At 59.6% G+C, this 15115-nt stretch carries 12 protein-coding genes; 2 read left to right on the forward strand and 10 right to left on the reverse strand.

Translation table 11 applies throughout. The annotated features are described in order from the left end of the window. Positions 1-32: 32 nt before the first annotated feature. From tpiA to rlmE, 5 genes are all read right to left on the reverse strand, one after another. The gene (gene tpiA / locus LRR79_RS16280) at positions 33-770 is read right to left on the reverse strand and encodes a triose-phosphate isomerase (RefSeq protein ID WP_231758214.1); all 738 of its coding nucleotides are present in this window, start codon (positions 768-770) and stop codon (positions 33-35) included. A 129-nt stretch (positions 771-899) separates the two neighbouring features. After that, complete coding sequence (glmM, locus tag LRR79_RS16285) at positions 900-2246, reverse strand: phosphoglucosamine mutase (protein WP_231758215.1); 1347 nt, start codon at positions 2244-2246, stop codon at positions 900-902. 88 nt (positions 2247-2334) lie between these two features. Next, positions 2335-3180, reverse strand: a complete 846-nt coding sequence (gene folP / locus LRR79_RS16290; RefSeq protein WP_231760047.1) for a dihydropteroate synthase — start codon at positions 3178-3180, stop codon at positions 2335-2337. A gap of 135 nt (positions 3181-3315) precedes the next feature. Then, the gene (gene ftsH / locus LRR79_RS16295; protein WP_231760048.1) at positions 3316-5235 is read right to left on the reverse strand and encodes an ATP-dependent zinc metalloprotease FtsH; all 1920 of its coding nucleotides are present in this window, start codon (positions 5233-5235) and stop codon (positions 3316-3318) included. Positions 5236-5406: 171 nt separating this feature from the next. Beyond that, positions 5407-6027: a 23S rRNA (uridine(2552)-2'-O)-methyltransferase RlmE gene (gene rlmE, locus LRR79_RS16300; protein WP_231758216.1), complete on the reverse strand. Its 621-nt coding sequence runs from the start codon at positions 6025-6027 to the stop codon at positions 5407-5409. Between the two features lie 71 nt (positions 6028-6098). On the opposite strand from rlmE, the gene LRR79_RS16305 reads away from it, so the two are divergent. Then, positions 6099-6404 (forward strand): YhbY family RNA-binding protein, encoded by a 306-nt coding sequence (locus tag LRR79_RS16305; protein WP_231758217.1) that lies wholly within the window; start codon positions 6099-6101, stop codon positions 6402-6404. A gap of 78 nt (positions 6405-6482) precedes the next feature. Here the strand turns inward: LRR79_RS16305 and LRR79_RS16310 are convergent, their stop codons facing one another. From LRR79_RS16310 to mobA, 5 genes are all read right to left on the reverse strand, one after another. Next, the gene (locus tag LRR79_RS16310) at positions 6483-8465 is read right to left on the reverse strand and encodes a hypothetical protein (protein ID WP_231758218.1); all 1983 of its coding nucleotides are present in this window, start codon (positions 8463-8465) and stop codon (positions 6483-6485) included. 178 nt (positions 8466-8643) lie between these two features. Next, on the reverse strand, positions 8644-10041 hold the full coding sequence (gene pntB, locus LRR79_RS16315) for a Re/Si-specific NAD(P)(+) transhydrogenase subunit beta (protein WP_043319039.1): 1398 nt from the start codon (positions 10039-10041) through the stop codon (positions 8644-8646). Positions 10042-10053: 12 nt separating this feature from the next. After that, entirely contained in the window at positions 10054-11595 is a 1542-nt protein-coding gene (locus LRR79_RS16320; protein WP_231758219.1) for a Re/Si-specific NAD(P)(+) transhydrogenase subunit alpha, read from the reverse strand. Positions 11596-12267: 672 nt separating this feature from the next. Then, entirely contained in the window at positions 12268-13140 is an 873-nt protein-coding gene (gene modA / locus LRR79_RS16325; RefSeq protein WP_231758220.1) for a molybdate ABC transporter substrate-binding protein, read from the reverse strand. Positions 13141-13186: 46 nt separating this feature from the next. Next, complete coding sequence (gene mobA, locus LRR79_RS16330) at positions 13187-13813, reverse strand: molybdenum cofactor guanylyltransferase (RefSeq protein ID WP_231758221.1); 627 nt, start codon at positions 13811-13813, stop codon at positions 13187-13189. Positions 13814-14510: 697 nt separating this feature from the next. On the opposite strand from mobA, the gene LRR79_RS16335 reads away from it, so the two are divergent. Next, on the forward strand, positions 14511-15113 hold the full coding sequence (locus LRR79_RS16335) for an ANTAR domain-containing response regulator (protein WP_231758222.1): 603 nt from the start codon (positions 14511-14513) through the stop codon (positions 15111-15113). Positions 15114-15115 lie beyond the last annotated feature (2 nt).

The following is a 15115-nucleotide window of genomic DNA, read 5'->3' on the forward strand; positions in this document are numbered from 1 at the left end:
TCGGGCCCTTGCTCAAAAATTTCTTGCTGCGCTCAGTCGGCGGCGCGGCAAATCTGTATAAACTCTTCGGCCTTCAGTGAGGCTCCGCCTACCAGTGCACCGTCGATATCGGGCTTGGCAAACAATTCTGCGGCGTTGCCGGCTTTTACGCTGCCGCCGTAGAGGATCTGAACCTTGTCACCGTCTTCGCCCAGCTGCTGGCGGATAAACTGGTGCACTTCCTGCGCCTGTTCCGGGGTGGCGGTCTTGCCGGTGCCGATGGCCCATACGGGCTCGTAGGCGATAACCGCGCTTTCCCAGCAATCTTCCAGACCCAGTGCAACAACCGCCTGAATCTGTTCGGCAACCACTTCCAGGGTGTTGCCGGCTTCGCGCTGCTCGAGGGACTCGCCCACACACAGCATTGGAATCAGGCCGGCAGACTTGGCGGCGGCAAACTTGGCCGCAACCAGCTGGCTGCTCTCGCCGTACAGGCTTCTGCGCTCGGAGTGCCCTACGATGACGTAGTGCGCGCCGCAGTCCTTCAGCATCTCCGCGGAGACTTCCCCGGTGAATGCGCCGGAAGGTTGCTTACTGAGATTCTGTGCTCCCAGTTGCGCCTGTCCGATCCTGTCGGCAACCCACCCTAAATACGGGTAAGGAGGACAGATCACCACTTGAGAGGAGCCGTTACCGGACTCGAGTCCGCTGTTCAACTCCGCCAACAGTTGCTCGGCAAATGCTTTGGTGCCGTGCATTTTCCAGTTGGCAGCTACCAGGGTTTTACGCATGGGTGCTCCTCCAAGGGGCGCAAATCTTAGCGGTATTGCCGGTAACATACAACCAGCGATTCCGGATATTTATTGGTTTTTCCATTGCTTTTCAATGGCTTCCGGTTGGCGGTACCGGCGTTGGTGCAATCAGGCGTTGCCGATCCGCTCCACCACCTGGGCGATCTCACCCGCCAGCTGTTGAACGAGCGACGGGTCCTTACCCTCAACCATGACCCGGATCAGCGGCTCGGTTCCGGAAGGGCGCAACAGCACCCGGCCGGTGTCGGCCAGAGTGGATTCCGCCTTGGTCACAGCGGCCTGCACATCGCCGTGCTCCAGTACGCCATCGCGGCTGGCGAGGCGTACATTGATCATATGTTGCGGCAGCATTTCCATTCTGCGGGTGAGCTGATCGAGAGATTCCCCGAAATCGCTGACTGCGCGCAATACCTGCAATGCAGAGATGATGCCATCGCCGGTGGTGGTGACGTCGGTACAGACGATATGCCCGGAGGATTCGCCACCCAGGGTCCAGTCGTTTTTGTGCATCAGCTCCAGCACGTAGCGGTCACCCACTTTGGCGCGGGCGAAGGGGATATTGCGCTCCTTGAGAGCCAGCTCAAAGCCGAAGTTGCTCATCTGGGTGCCCACCACGCCGCTACAGCCGTTGAGGAATTGCTGGCGGTGGATGGCGATCAGGAACAGCAGCTGATCCCCATCCACCAGATTGCCGTCTTTATCCACAAACATCACCCGGTCGCCATCGCCATCAAACGCGATGCCGAGGTCGGCGCCGCGCTCGACCACGGCCTTCTGCAGCTGTTCCGGCTTGGTGGAACCGCATTCCAGGTTGATATTGACGCCGTCCGGCTGCACTCCGATGGCGTGTACTTCGGCACCCAGCTCGCGGAAGACTTTGGGCGCGATGTGGTAGGTGGCGCCGTTAGCGCAATCCAGCACGATGTTCAGGCCTTGCAGAGAGTAGGCCCAGGGGGTGCTGGCTTTACAGAACTCGATATAGCGGCCTACTGCGTCATCGATACGCCAGGCCTTGCCCAGGTCTTTGGCGGTTTCCATGGGCAGGTCCAGAGCGGCTTCAATCTGCGCCTCGACGTCATCCGGCAGTTTGCTGCCATCGGCGCTGAAGAACTTGATGCCGTTATCCTGATAGGGATTGTGGGAGGCACTGATCACGATTCCCGCCTGGGCGTGGAAGGTACGGGTGAGATAGGCGATAGCCGGGGTGGGCATGGGACCCAACAGGCCCACGTCGACACCGGCGTTGATCAGCCCCGCTTCCAGAGCGGCTTCAAACATGTAGCCGGATACGCGGGTGTCCTTGCCGATCAGGATGCGGCCGCGGCCTTTACCTTTCGGGTTGGCACCGAGGACTTTGCCGGCGGCATAGCCGAGGCGCAGCATGAAGTCTGGGGTGATGGCGCCTTCGCCGACCAGGCCGCGGATGCCGTCTGTGCCGAAATATTTTCTGGTCATCGTAATCTTGCTTCTCTTTCTCTAATCGCTAATTTTGGTCTGGGTTGCTGCGCTCTGAGACACCTGCTCGCAGGGCAGGCTCCTACTCCTATAGGGCGGTATCGACTAGCTGTTGTAATTTCAGCACATCTGCAGTGGCCGCGACGTCGTGCACGCGGATTATGGCGGCACCGCGCTGGGCAGACAGCATGGCCAGCGCCAGGCTGCCGGGCAGGCGCTCATCCACTTCACGCCCGAGCAGGCGACCGATCATGGATTTGCGCGACATACCCACAAGAATCGGAACCCCTTCCGGGGCCAGCTCGGGCAGATGGCGCAACAGGGTCAGGTTGTGGTCGTCATTTTTGCCGAAACCGAAGCCCGGGTCGTAGAGGATTTTCTCTCTCGCGATGCCGGCTTGCTCACATGCCTGCAGGCGGGCATCGAGGTAAGTGCGTACTTCGGCTACCACATCGGTGTATTCCGGTTTGACCTGCATGGTGCCCGGCTGTCCCTGCATATGCATGAGGCACACGGGCAATCCCGTGGCGGCGGCAGCCTCCAGGGCGCCGGGGCGAGTGAGTGCTCGCACATCGTTGAGCATACCGGCACCCACACGGGCGGACTCCCGCATGACCGCGGGGGTGCTGGTATCTACGGAAATCACCACGTCCAGACGACTGGCGATGACCTCCACCACCGGCACCACCCGCTGCAACTCTTCCGTCTCAGAAACCGGTGCCGCACCGGGGCGGGTGGACTCACCGCCGATATCCAGGATTGCTGCGCCGTCGCGCACCATCTGTTCTGCGCGCTGTAACACCAGATCGAGATCCAGGCCGCGGTCGCCGTAATAGCTGCCGCCATCGGAAAAGGAGTCGGGGGTAGTATTGAGGATGCCCATGATACGGGGGCGGGACAGGTCCAGGGTACGCTGGCCACAGACGAGCTTCATAGCATTCATATCACTTAGCCCCGGCTCAACAGGAATTGGGGGCAGCGGGAATAAACAAAGCGGGCCTACTGGCAACAGCAGGCCCGCTTGGAAGCGGCACACTATAGGCGTGCGCCGCACAAGTTCAAGATGGGGTCAGTGGCCGTTGACCGGGCCGCCTACCGGGCTTTCTCCGTCTTTCGAGCCACCTTGGGTTTCGTCTTTCGGCTCCACTTCTTCCGGTGTACCGCCGCCGGTATAGTCGTTGTCGTGCCAATCCTTGGGCGGACGCACTTTCCGGCGCGCCATCAGGTCGTCCACCTGCTCGGCATCCAGAGTCTCGTATTCCATCAGCGCGTCTTTCATCGCTTCGAGAATATCGCGATTCTCTTCCAGCAGTTTTTCCGCACGCTCGTAACAGGTATCGATGATGCGGCGCACTTCCTCGTCGATCTCGTTGGAAGTCTTGCCGGAGATCGGGTTGCCGTGGCCGGGCTGACCGGTCTCGTCTTCACCATAGTGGAGCGGGCCGAGCTTCTCGGACAGACCCCACTTGGTGACCATGTTGCGGGCAATGTCGGTGGCGCGCTCGATATCGTTGGAGGCACCGGTGGTGACCCCGTCGACACCAAGAGTCATCTCTTCCGCGATACGACCGCCGAACAGGGAGCACAGCTGGGATTCCAGCGCGCGCTTGCTGAGGCTGTATTTGTCTTCCTCGGGCAGGAACTGGGTCACCCCAAGGGCGCGACCGCGCGGGATGATGGTGACCTTGTGCACCGGATCGTGCTCCGGTACCAGGCGGCCAATAATGGCGTGGCCGGCCTCGTGGTAGGCGGTATTGGTCTTTTCCTTCTCGTTCATCACCATGGACTTGCGCTCGGCACCCATCATGATCTTGTCGCGGGCGCGCTCGAACTCTTCCATGGACACCATGCGGCGGTTGGCACGGGCGGCGAACAGAGCAGCTTCGTTCACCAGGTTGGCCAGGTCCGCACCGGAAAAACCGGGGGTACCGCGGGCGATGGTCTGCGGGTCGATCTTTTCATCCAGGGGCACTTTGCGCATGTGCACCTTGAGGATCTGTTCGCGGCCACGGATATCCGGCAGGCCGACAAAGACCTGACGGTCGAAACGGCCCGGGCGCAGCAGGGCCTTGTCGAGTACGTCCGGACGGTTGGTGGCGGCGATCACGATAACGCCTTCGTTACCTTCAAAACCGTCCATTTCCACCAGCAGCTGGTTCAGCGTCTGCTCGCGCTCATCGTGGCCACCACCCATGCCGGCACCGCGGTGGCGGCCGACAGCATCGATTTCGTCGATAAAGATGATGCACGGCGCCTGTTTTTTGGCCTGTTCGAACATGTCGCGTACTCGGGAGGCACCCACACCCACGAACATTTCCACAAAGTCCGAACCGGAAATGGAGAAAAATGGCACTTTGGCTTCGCCGGCAATCGCCTTGGCCAGCAGCGTTTTACCGGTACCGGGAGGACCCGCCATCAGTACGCCGCGGGGAATATTGCCTCCCAGACGCTGGAACTTCGACGGATCGCGCAGGAACTCCACCAGCTCCTGCACGTCTTCCTTGGCTTCATCCACTCCCGCCACGTCGGCAAAGGTGGTCTTGATCTGGTCTTCACCCAAAAGGCGCGCCTTGCTCTTGCCGAAGGCCATGGGGCCGGAACGGCCACCGGCGCCGCCCTGCATCTGGCGCATGAAGAACATGAATACGGCGATGATGATCAGGATCGGGAAGCTGGCCACCAGCAGCTGCTGCCAGATACTGGGAGACTCGGGCTCGCGACCATTGAACTTGACGCCGCCACGCACCATTTCATTGGTGAGTTCATCGTCGATGATCTGTGGCTGAATGGTTTTAAAACGGCTGCCATCGGCCTTTTCGCCAGTGATGACCAGCCCGTCGACCAAAACATTTTTGACCTGACCGGACTGCACGTCCTGCACAAAGTCGGAGTAGCTGAGGGATTCATCCCGGGATTGCGGCTTGAAGTTCTGGAAGACCATCAGCAGCACCGCAGCGATGATCAACCACAACACCAGATTCTTTGCCATATCGTTCAAAGGGTATGCCCTCTTGCCTGTGCCCTGGCTTTCGCCGGGCAACGTATTCCATTTCACCCAGTATAGGCGGCGAAAATCGTAAATCTGTCGCCCCGGTCATCGGGGACTTTATCAAATCTCGGCCCGTGGCGCTTGGCGCCTTGGTCCGAGTCGCCTCGCGGCTTAACCCTTGAAGCCCCGAGCAACAACATAGACCTCGCGGGAGCGGGGACGGGATGCACCGGGCTTGCGGGTGACGACTGACTGATACTGACTGCGCAGATCGCGAATCAGCTCATCAAATCCTTCGCCCTGGAAGACTTTGGCCACAAAAGCGCCACCTGACTTGAGGGTCTGCCGCGCCATATCCACCGCCAGCTCCACCAGATACATCGAGGCCGGCTGATCGACAGCGCGCACTCCACTCATATTGGGGGCCATATCGGAAATCACAAGGTCGGCGCGCTCTTCGCCGAGCTTTTCCAGCAGCTCATCGAAGACTTCCTGCTCGGTGAAGTCTCCCTGCACAAAGTCCACGCCGGCCAGGGCGTCCATGGGCAGAATGTCCGATGCAAGAACCCGGCCTTTGTGGCCAACCAGTTCTGCGGCCACCTGGGACCAGCCCCCGGGAGCGGCGCCGAGATCCACAACGGTCATGCCCGGTTTGATCAGGCGGTCCTTTTCCTGCAGCTCCTGCAGCTTGTAAGAGGCACGGGAACGGTAGCCATCTTTCTGGGACTGTTTGACGTAGTGGTCGTTAAAATGTTCGCGCAGCCAGCGGTGGCTGCTCTTTGATCGGCCCATCAGTTACAATACATCGCTAATTTCTGGGGTTGTCCGCGCGCGGGTTACCCGATTTAAGGATGGAGTATTGTATGCCTTTAAACGCTGACCGCAAAAAAGCCTTGCGCGCTCGTGGACATAGCCTCAAACCAGTTGTCACTGTAGCCGACAAAGGACTGACCGACGGGGTGCTCGAGGAGCTGAATCGCGCCCTGGAGGATCACGAACTGATCAAGGTGAAACTGGCGGTCAATGACCGCGATGTGCGCCGCGAACTGATCACCGAATTGTGCGCCCAGAGCAAATCCGAGCTGGTGCAGGAAATCGGCAAAATCGCGCTGATCTTCCGCAAGGCGGGCAAGCCCAACGCGCGCCTGTCCAACCTGCTGCGCCCCTGATCCACTCACCCAGCCTCATCCTCGAATACAGGCTGGGGTCTCCTCTCTGCGAGATCCGCGTGACAACCCGCTCCCCGCTCAAAAACGGGTGGGCGGTATAAAACTGCGCGGACGCTCCACCGGCATCGGGATACGCTGGCTCGGCGCCGGTGCGGCAAAGCGCCGCAGACCGGATTCCCCTTCGCAGGCGGGGGTCAGATTCTGTCCCCACCCTTCCCCGGCGCACAGAGCCATGGGCAGCATACTTTTCAGGTGCGCGTCCGCCTCTGCCCAGGCCTCTGGCAGCAACCCTTGCACCGCAGTGCTGGCACGAGGGCGAATGCGCTCGGAAGCAATTCGGCCGCGCTGCCCACGGGATACCACATAGTCATCCGCAGACATTGGTGATACCGGGCGATTGGTCACCGCGATATCCCGCTCGATGCCGTAACGCAGACTCATCATGGTTTCCTCAAACAGCATGGCGGTGTCTTCCCAGGGAGAGCTGTAGCTGTAGAAATCATTGGCCGAGTCCGGGAAAAAGAAGCCGGCAATGTCCGCTGGCGTGTACTCGCGCTGCGTGCCACTGGCCTCGGCGCCGCGATACCGCACCTCCGCCAGTGCATAGAGCTCGGGGGAGTACATCGGGTTCACCGCCGTTACCGATTTGTTGACGAAACTGGCGGACTGCGCCTGATTGAAGAAAATATCGTCGCGATCCAGACCGCTATTGAGCTTCGCCGGCGACATGGCATCCGCCGCATGGGCCAGCTCGTGGTATAGCAGCGACCCCAGATCCGCTTCCAGCTCGTAGAAATCCCGGTGGTGGCGGTCCTTCACCTCGTAATAGGTGAATACGTAATTGTTGTTTTTCACGTAGCGCCAGGGGGTGACGAAGTTCAACGCGGAACTGAAACCGCTGCGGTAGTCCGGCTGCTCATTGATCAGGTCGCGCTCGGCGGGCGACAGCCACAGACTATCCGGGTCCAGATAGATGGCACCGGTCAGGGACCAGTAAAAAGACGGGCGCACATCACTGGAAATCACCACCGCAGTCACCGAGCGCAATAGCCGGGCGAAATCCTCGTGGTTGTCCAGCTGGGTCAGGAAACGCTCGAACCGCTCTCCCATCCAGTCGTGGGACACCAGCACATGATCCATGATCTGATCCACCGTGGGCGCACTGCTGACCAGCCCGATCGGTGGCAGCGTGCGCAGGGTACACAGATTGCTGTCGTTCAACTGATTGGAATAGACACAGTCTTTCAGCACGTCGCGGTAGGGGCTATCGGTGCGGTAGCTGTATACCGGCATCAGGGGCTCGTAGGTCGCACAGGCCTGCCCGTCGCCATCACAGAAATAGTCGCTGTTGGTAGCCGGGCGATCCTGCACCACCACGTACGCGGTATCAGAGAAACTGCCCGCGGTGGTTTCCAGGGTGGCGCGCAGGGTGATTACCTGATCGCCGCTCACCCGCGGCGCTGTCACAAACACGACCGGCTGACCGGAGTCGTCTTCCACCAGATCCGCCTGGGGGCCAGAAAGCTGCTCAAAGTGCCAGGAGTTGACGGTACCGGTGTAGTCGCTGGCATTGAGTCGCAACGAGAACTCGGCACCTTCACTCACCGCGCGGTCCGCGCGGAACTGTACACGGGTGCTGGCACTGCTGGGCGCCACGGAAATGGTGAAAGTGTCCTGCAGGCGCTCTCCCTCCGGGTTGGAGGCGGTCAGGCGGAAACTGTATTCGCCGCTGAAGACCGCATCGAAACTGATACCAGCGGTACCGTTACCCGCCAGGGGCATGACGTCGGGGCCGGACAACTGCTCCCATTCAAAGCGGTTGTAACCCTGCTCACTCAGGCTCGCCACCACGCCGACACTGTCGCCCTGGCTGGCGCTGCTGTCGCCGGTCAGCGTCAATTGCGCGGGAGCCGGGGCAATCGGTGCGCCGCCACTGCTGTTGCCGCCAGGGTTGTCGCCACCACCCCCACCGCCACCACAGGCAGTCACGGAGAGCGCCAGTAAGGAGGCAGATAATACGCGCAGTGCAGTGGCGGGCAGATGGTGGAGGATAGCGGTCATGGCTCTTTCTTATTCTGCAGATCACTTTGTTGACCCGTAGATTACCACCGGTCTGAGCGCAGAGAGAAGCTTGCGCCAGCTTCCCCCTGCCCCACACACTCCCCGAGCGCCGGGCGAAAAAAAACGGCCCTCCTTGCGGGGGGCCGTTTTTTGATCAAATGGGATACTGAGCGCCGGGTCAGGCCGGGTTCAGTTTGCCCAGTACGCTCTGCAGGCTCTCTTTCGCATCGCCAAACAGCATGCGCGAGTTGTCCTTGAAGAACAGCGGGTTGGAGACACCGGCATAGCCGGAGGCCATGGAGCGCTTCAGCACCACCACTTTGCCGGCCTTCCACACTTCAAGCACCGGCATACCGGCGATGGGGGAACCGGGCTTTTCAACGGCATCCGGGTTAACGGTGTCGTTGGCACCGATCACCAGTACCAGGTCGGTTTCCGGGAAGTCGTCGTTGATCTCTTCCATCTCCAGCACGATGTCATAGGGCACGTTGGCTTCCGCCAGCAGTACGTTCATGTGCCCGGGCAGACGGCCGGCAACCGGGTGGATACCGAAGCGTACGGTCTTGCCCGCCTTGCGCAGTTTGTCGGTGAGGTCGCTCACCGCCTGCTGGGCGTGGGCGACCGCCATACCGAAGCCCGGTACGATGACGATGTTCTTGGCCGCTTTCAGATCGTCCGCCAGCTCGTCGTGGGTAGTCGCTACCGCTTCACCCTCTTCCTCGCCATCGGCGCTGGCCACGGTGCCGTCGGAACCGAAACCGCCCAGGATCACACTGATAAAGGAACGGTTCATACCGCGACACATGATGTAGCTGAGGATGGCACCGGAGGAGCCCACCAGCGCACCGATCACGATCAGCAGGTCGTTACTCAGCATAAAGCCGGTGGCCGCGGCGGCCCAGCCGGAGTAGCTGTTCAGCATGGAGATCACCACCGGCATATCCGCACCACCGATGGCGGCGATCAGGTGGATACCCAGCAGCAGCGCGATACCGGTCATCACCAGCAGGTTGATGATGGTGGCATTGCTCACGTCCGCCGGGATGAACTGGGCACCGAGCACCACACAGATGGCCAGGGCAATCAGGTTCAGCCAGTGGCGCGCCGGCAACATCAGCGGCTTACCGGAGATCAGCCCCTGCAGTTTGCCGAAGGCCACAATGGAACCGGTCAGGGTGATCGCACCGATAAATACACCGATATAAATCTCGGAGTTGTGCACGATATGCGCTGCGCCTTCGAGATTGATACGCGGGTCGAGGTAACCACCCCAACCGATCAGTACCGCGGCCAGGCCAACAAAGCTGTGCAGCAAAGCTACCAGCTGCGGCATCGCGGTCATTTCGACCTTGCGCGCCAGGTGGATACCGATCACCGCACCCACGCCCATGGCGATGCCGACAGGCAGGTAAGCGCCGGAAGTGATACCGGCGACGGTGGCGATGATGGCAACCGCCATACCCACCATGCCGTAGTAGTTACCGCGACGTGCGGTTTCGTGTGTGGACAGTCCGCCGAGGCTCAGGATGAACATCACCGCGGAGAACAGATACGCCATAGAAATTACACTATTCATGTCTGTCTCTCCTTATCGACGGAACATTTTCAGCATACGGTGGGTTACGAAGAAGCCACCGAAGATGTTGATACTGGCAAACAGTACCGCGATAAACGCCATTACAGTCACCAGGAAGGAACCGGTGGCCCCCACCTGAAACAGGGCACCGATGATCACGATGCCGGAGATGGCGTTGGTCACACTCATCAGCGGAGTGTGCAGGGCGTGGGATACGTTCCAGATCACCTGCCAGCCGATAAAGATGGACAGCACAAACACGGTAAAGTGGGCCACGAAGTCCGCCGGGGCGGATTTACCCAGGGCCAGCAACAGCAGGCCAGCAACGGCCCAGAAGGCCACCAGGGAAAGCGGAGAGGATTTCTTCTCCGGCTTCGGCTCCACTTCAATCTGCGGCTCCGGCTTTTTCTGCTGGGGCGCGGCAGAGATTTTTGGCGCGGGCGGCGGCCAGGTGATTTCGCCCTCCTTCACCACGGTGGCACCGCGAACCGCTTCGTCTTCAAAGTCGATGACGATCTCGCCATTTTTCTCCGGCGTCATGTCGGTCAGCAGGTGACACAGGTTGGTGGCGTACAGGGTGGAGGACTGGGTGGCCGCGCGGCTCGCCAAGTTGGTGTAACCGAGAATGGTCACGCCGCTCTTGACGACTTTCTTGTCCGCTTCGGTAAAGTCACAGTTACCGCCCATTTCCGCCGCCAGGTCCACAACCACGGAACCTTCGGCCATGGTTTCCACCATGTCCGCCAGCCACAGTTTTGGCGCAGGCTTACCGGGGATCAGTGCGGTGGTGATGACGATATCCACTTCCTTGGCCTGTTCGCGGAACAGGGCCATCTCCGCTTCGATAAACTCCTTGGACATCTGCTTGGCGTAACCGCCAGTGCCGGAGCCGTCTTCCTCGATTTCCACGGTGAGGAATTCCGCACCCATGGATTCGACCTGCTCGCGTACTTCCGGGCGGGTATCGAAGGCGCGCACGATGGCACCCATGCTCTTGGCGGTACCGATGGCGGAAAGACCCGCAACACCGGCGCCGATCACCAGCACCTTGGCCGGCGGAATCTTGCCGGCGGCAGTGATCTGGCCGGTAAAGAAACGACCGAACTCGTGGGCCGCCTCGATCACCGCGCGGTAACCGGCGATGTTGGCCATGGAGCTCAGAGCGTCCATCTTCTGTGCGCGGGAAATACGTGGAATGGATTCCACCGCCAGCGCGTTGATGTTCTTGTCGGCGAACTTCTTCAGCAGTGCTTCGTTCTGCGCCGGCTTGAGGAAGGCCACCAGGGTGGCGCCGCTGGGGATCAGGTCCAGCTCCGCGTCAGTGGGCTGCTGTACTTTCAGTACGATACCCGCCTGGCTCAGGCACTCGGCGGCATTCGCACACAGCTTGGCACCGGCCTGTTCGTATTCGGCATCCGGGAAGCTGGCTGCTTCGCCGGCCCCCTGTTCGATCACAACGTCAAAGCCCAGCGACTGCAAACGCTTTACGCTGGCTGGCGTTGCCGCGACCCGCGACTCTCCAGGCGCGGTCTCCTTTGGTATGGCAATAATCACCGTTTGTGCTCCCGTTAAATATTTCGTTGTTATAAAACTCTTCGTTACAAATGGCTGCAAAGAGTCGACCCGGTTAACCGGGTCATTTATGTACCGCTGACATTTAATCCTGAACTTTCCTGTCCGTCATCAGGCTTATCTGATTTTGGCGTGAAAGCGGTCCCTTCCGGGAAAAACAAATTCCCGGAAAAATTAAATCCGTTTCGGTAGGACGATGAATTAAAGGGAATAAAACAGAGCAACGGAAATAGAGGATTCTTATTACTCGGTTAGTGGAAATTTATTGAAAATGCTGGAAATCGGTTAAAAAACAGCATATTAGGTTACATGCGTAACGGAAAACAGGAAAACCAGGCTGACTTTCGTGCATTTCGACTAATTCATGACAGCAGCAATCACTGGGGAGCTTCGGGCACAAAAATACCGCAAGTGCCGATTTATTCAGTCGTATAAGAGAATATTTGGTTAACTATTCCAAAGGGTTTTTATTTAACAAAAAACGCATTCCCGAAATAATAACGCATTGATATGGGAATAATTCACCAATGGAATAGGTATCAATTAAAACCATTTATCCGCCGCCGGATTTACCCTATTCGAACACGTGAAATAAATGGGATTAAGCGTAACCATTTCTGCTGAAACCAATTTATTGATCCTGTTTGCAGAATATTATTCTGCGGCACGAAACCCCAGTTCCGGTAATTTCTGCTGAACAGGTGTGGAGCGCAGATATTGCAGCAGGCGGATCGCCAGTGTGCGCTGGCGGGTATCCCGCAGGATCACCATCTGCAGCTCGATGGGAGGGTGGAACTGCTCCGGTATGCGCATATATTGGCCGCGGCGCCCGGAGGCCAGGGCCTGGCTATAGGGAATCACCCCCAGATCCCCCTGCCCCTGGTGCAGCATGATCTGGGCATGGCCGGAATGGCCCGCATACACCATGCGATTCTTGACCCTGGGCCAGAGTCGCAGCTTTTTAAGCATCTTCACCGCAGCATCCCCATCCGGTGCCAACTGCGGGTCGGCCACCACCAGCTTGTGCTTGCCGCGCCCCAGCAACAGGATCAGCTGCCGCGGCGTCAGGGTCGCATCGCTTTTCGCCAGCTCCATGGAAAGCCGGGAAAAGCCCGAGGATTTGCTTTTCGAGACCACGGGGTTCGCCCACACCGCCAGTTGCCCGCGGGCGAACGCCTGACGACTGGCGGGCACAGTGAGCCCCGCCTTTTCCAGTAATACCGGGCGCGCGCTGTCCGCAGACAGCATAAGATCAAAGGATGGCTGCGCTGTGTCAGCCCGGATCTGACTGTAGAGAAGACCGCTGGCACCGGCGGTCGTCTGCAACCGGCATCCACATGCCGCTTCAAACTCCGGTCGCAAGGCCTCCAGGGCCGGCTGGAAGCTGGCGTCCACGGCAACCCGCAGCACGGGTTGTGCCCGCTCACCACAAGCGGCAAGCAGTAGCGAGACCAGAAATACGGCCAGGGTCACCCCAGTACGGCACAGGAGCCGGGGCCGGAAGAAGTTGCCTGTATGCTCCGTCATTCGAAATCGATACCTCTTTTCGAATTGCACGTATCCACCGGCCGGGCTACCCCCGAAAGCGCTGATAGTCCTCCGGGCGATTCACGTTCAGGTGCCAGTCACCATCCGGTTCCGGCAGCGACAGGCAGCCGATAAACCCGAACAGGGCGCGCACTGAGGCCACTGCGTTGCCCGCAGCCGCCGCATCCAGATAATCCCGGCAGCGCTGCCCCAGCGGCAGCCAGCAGGGCAGATAGTAGCTGCCATAACATACCGCCTGCTCTACGGATTGCCCGGCAACACACAGGCGCCGCAGCAGGCCCGGGGTGAGCAGTGGCATGTCCACCGGCGCGACCAGCAACGCATCACAGGGCAGATCCCACTGTTGCAGGTGCCGGTAAATGGCCTGTAGCCCACCGAGAGGCCCCGCGGCCTCGATCTCATCCGGAATACCACCGGGGCGGCGCCCGCTGACCAGAGTCGGCATGATTTCAAGGCCACTCACCGGGCGCATCTGCGCGAACTGCCCTTTGGCCTGCTCGAGCATCGTGCGCCCATTGGATAATTTTAGCAGCGCTTTGTCGTGCCCCATGCGACTGGACAGACCGCCGGCGAGCACCACCGGACAGACCCGCACGACCTGCCGACCGCCGCGGTCCTCACCGGCAGGGAGCCGGGATGATCGAGATTCCATCGGAGTGTTCATTGAATACGGCTTCCTGGCACCAGAAACTTCTCCGTGAGATATCCTGAAAGGCGCAACAATACATCAAATGTGTGCACCGCATATTACCTGGCCGGACTCACCTGCCCGAAAGGGCTAACGCTCCCTACCGCAGTGCAGCCGGCCCACAACAAAAAACAGCACATAACCGTTTGCACCAAATTGCCGCCTCCCGACACACCGCCGCACCAAGTGGACGCATACAGCCATCGCGGCCTGCGCCACTATCGGGCGTTTCCCCACCGCTCTCAGACCCGCGCCCGCCAATTCCCCCGCACCTGCGGTGGGGTTCATTAAATTTCTACAGTTGGTATGAGTTTTGATTGTCCAAAGAACACAGGCAACGAAGCCCGGCTGCACTGACCGTGCCGCCGGGCTTTTTTTATGCCTGCCGCCAGCAGGAAGGACGTTTATGACGCCCCGCTATTGGCGGCGCATTCGTTGCTTCTGGCATCAAGATTGCAACGGCTGTGTATAAACTTTATAGCGATCACTCCGCCCATCGATAGATCAAAGTACGGTACCCGGGCAGTGATCGATATAGGCCATAACAAAAATATCGGACTGCTTGACCGGTTTTCGGGACCGACCTGCTAATACGCGTGATACGTTTGGTAGCCAGTGAACCGAATCCGACAATTGTCCGAGCAAAAGTTTTCACGAAGCGATGACCACCACTTCAGTACCCGCCCCTGTCAGCATTCTGCTGGTCGATGACCAGACCGAGCGCGCTGCCATGGTGGCCGACCAACTCAGCGCTGCCGGTTACAACCTGCTGGCAAAGCTATCCAGCGCCGAAGGCCTTCTTTTTCAGGTGGAAAAGCATCGGCCGGACATCGTCCTGATCGACATCGAGTCTCCGGACCGGGATATTCTCGAAAGCCTTTCCGTGATCAACCAGCATAACCCCACCCCGGTGGCGATGTTTTCCGCCCGCGGTGGCTCAGAATTTATTACCAGTGCGGTGGAGGCCGGTGTCAGCGCCTATATGGCAGAGGGCCTGTCCGCGGAACGGGTGGCTCCGGCGATCGAGATCGCCATGGCCCAGTTTCGCAGTTACCAGCACCTGCGCCAGTCCCTGCAGCGCACGCAGCAGCAGCTGGACGAGCGCAAGATCATCGAGCGCGCCAAAGGACTGTTGATGGCGCGCAAAAATATCAGTGAACAGGCCGCCCACCAGACCCTGCGCACCCTGGCCATGAACAGTAACTCCACCATGCGCCACGTGGCAGAGCAGATCGTCACACACCTGCAGGCGCCCGCCCAATAAGG

The sequence above is a fragment of the Microbulbifer elongatus genome, from assembly GCF_021165935.1.
GTDB classification, from domain to species: Bacteria; Pseudomonadota; Gammaproteobacteria; order Pseudomonadales; family Cellvibrionaceae; genus Microbulbifer; species Microbulbifer elongatus.

What these genes read in the sequence shown, in the direction of transcription:
- LRR79_RS16305 (WP_231758217.1), top strand. Translation starts at nt 6,099, where the DNA reads ATGCCTTTAAACGCTGACCGCAAAAAAGCCTTGCGCGCTCGTGGACAT.
- LRR79_RS16335 (WP_231758222.1), top strand. Translation starts at nt 14,511, where the DNA reads ATGACCACCACTTCAGTACCCGCCCCTGTCAGCATTCTGCTGGTCGAT.
- tpiA (WP_231758214.1), bottom strand. Translation starts at nt 770, where the DNA reads ATGCGTAAAACCCTGGTAGCTGCCAACTGGAAAATGCACGGCACCAAA.
- rlmE (WP_231758216.1), bottom strand. Translation starts at nt 6,027, where the DNA reads ATGGGCCGATCAAAGAGCAGCCACCGCTGGCTGCGCGAACATTTTAAC.
- modA (WP_231758220.1), bottom strand. Translation starts at nt 13,140, where the DNA reads ATGACGGAGCATACAGGCAACTTCTTCCGGCCCCGGCTCCTGTGCCGT.
- ftsH (WP_231760048.1), bottom strand. Translation starts at nt 5,235, where the DNA reads ATGGCAAAGAATCTGGTGTTGTGGTTGATCATCGCTGCGGTGCTGCTG.
- folP (WP_231760047.1), bottom strand. Translation starts at nt 3,180, where the DNA reads ATGAAGCTCGTCTGTGGCCAGCGTACCCTGGACCTGTCCCGCCCCCGT.
- glmM (WP_231758215.1), bottom strand. Translation starts at nt 2,246, where the DNA reads ATGACCAGAAAATATTTCGGCACAGACGGCATCCGCGGCCTGGTCGGC.
- LRR79_RS16310 (WP_231758218.1), bottom strand. Translation starts at nt 8,465, where the DNA reads ATGACCGCTATCCTCCACCATCTGCCCGCCACTGCACTGCGCGTATTA.
- mobA (WP_231758221.1), bottom strand. Translation starts at nt 13,813, where the DNA reads ATGGAATCTCGATCATCCCGGCTCCCTGCCGGTGAGGACCGCGGCGGT.
- pntB (WP_043319039.1), bottom strand. Translation starts at nt 10,041, where the DNA reads ATGAATAGTGTAATTTCTATGGCGTATCTGTTCTCCGCGGTGATGTTC.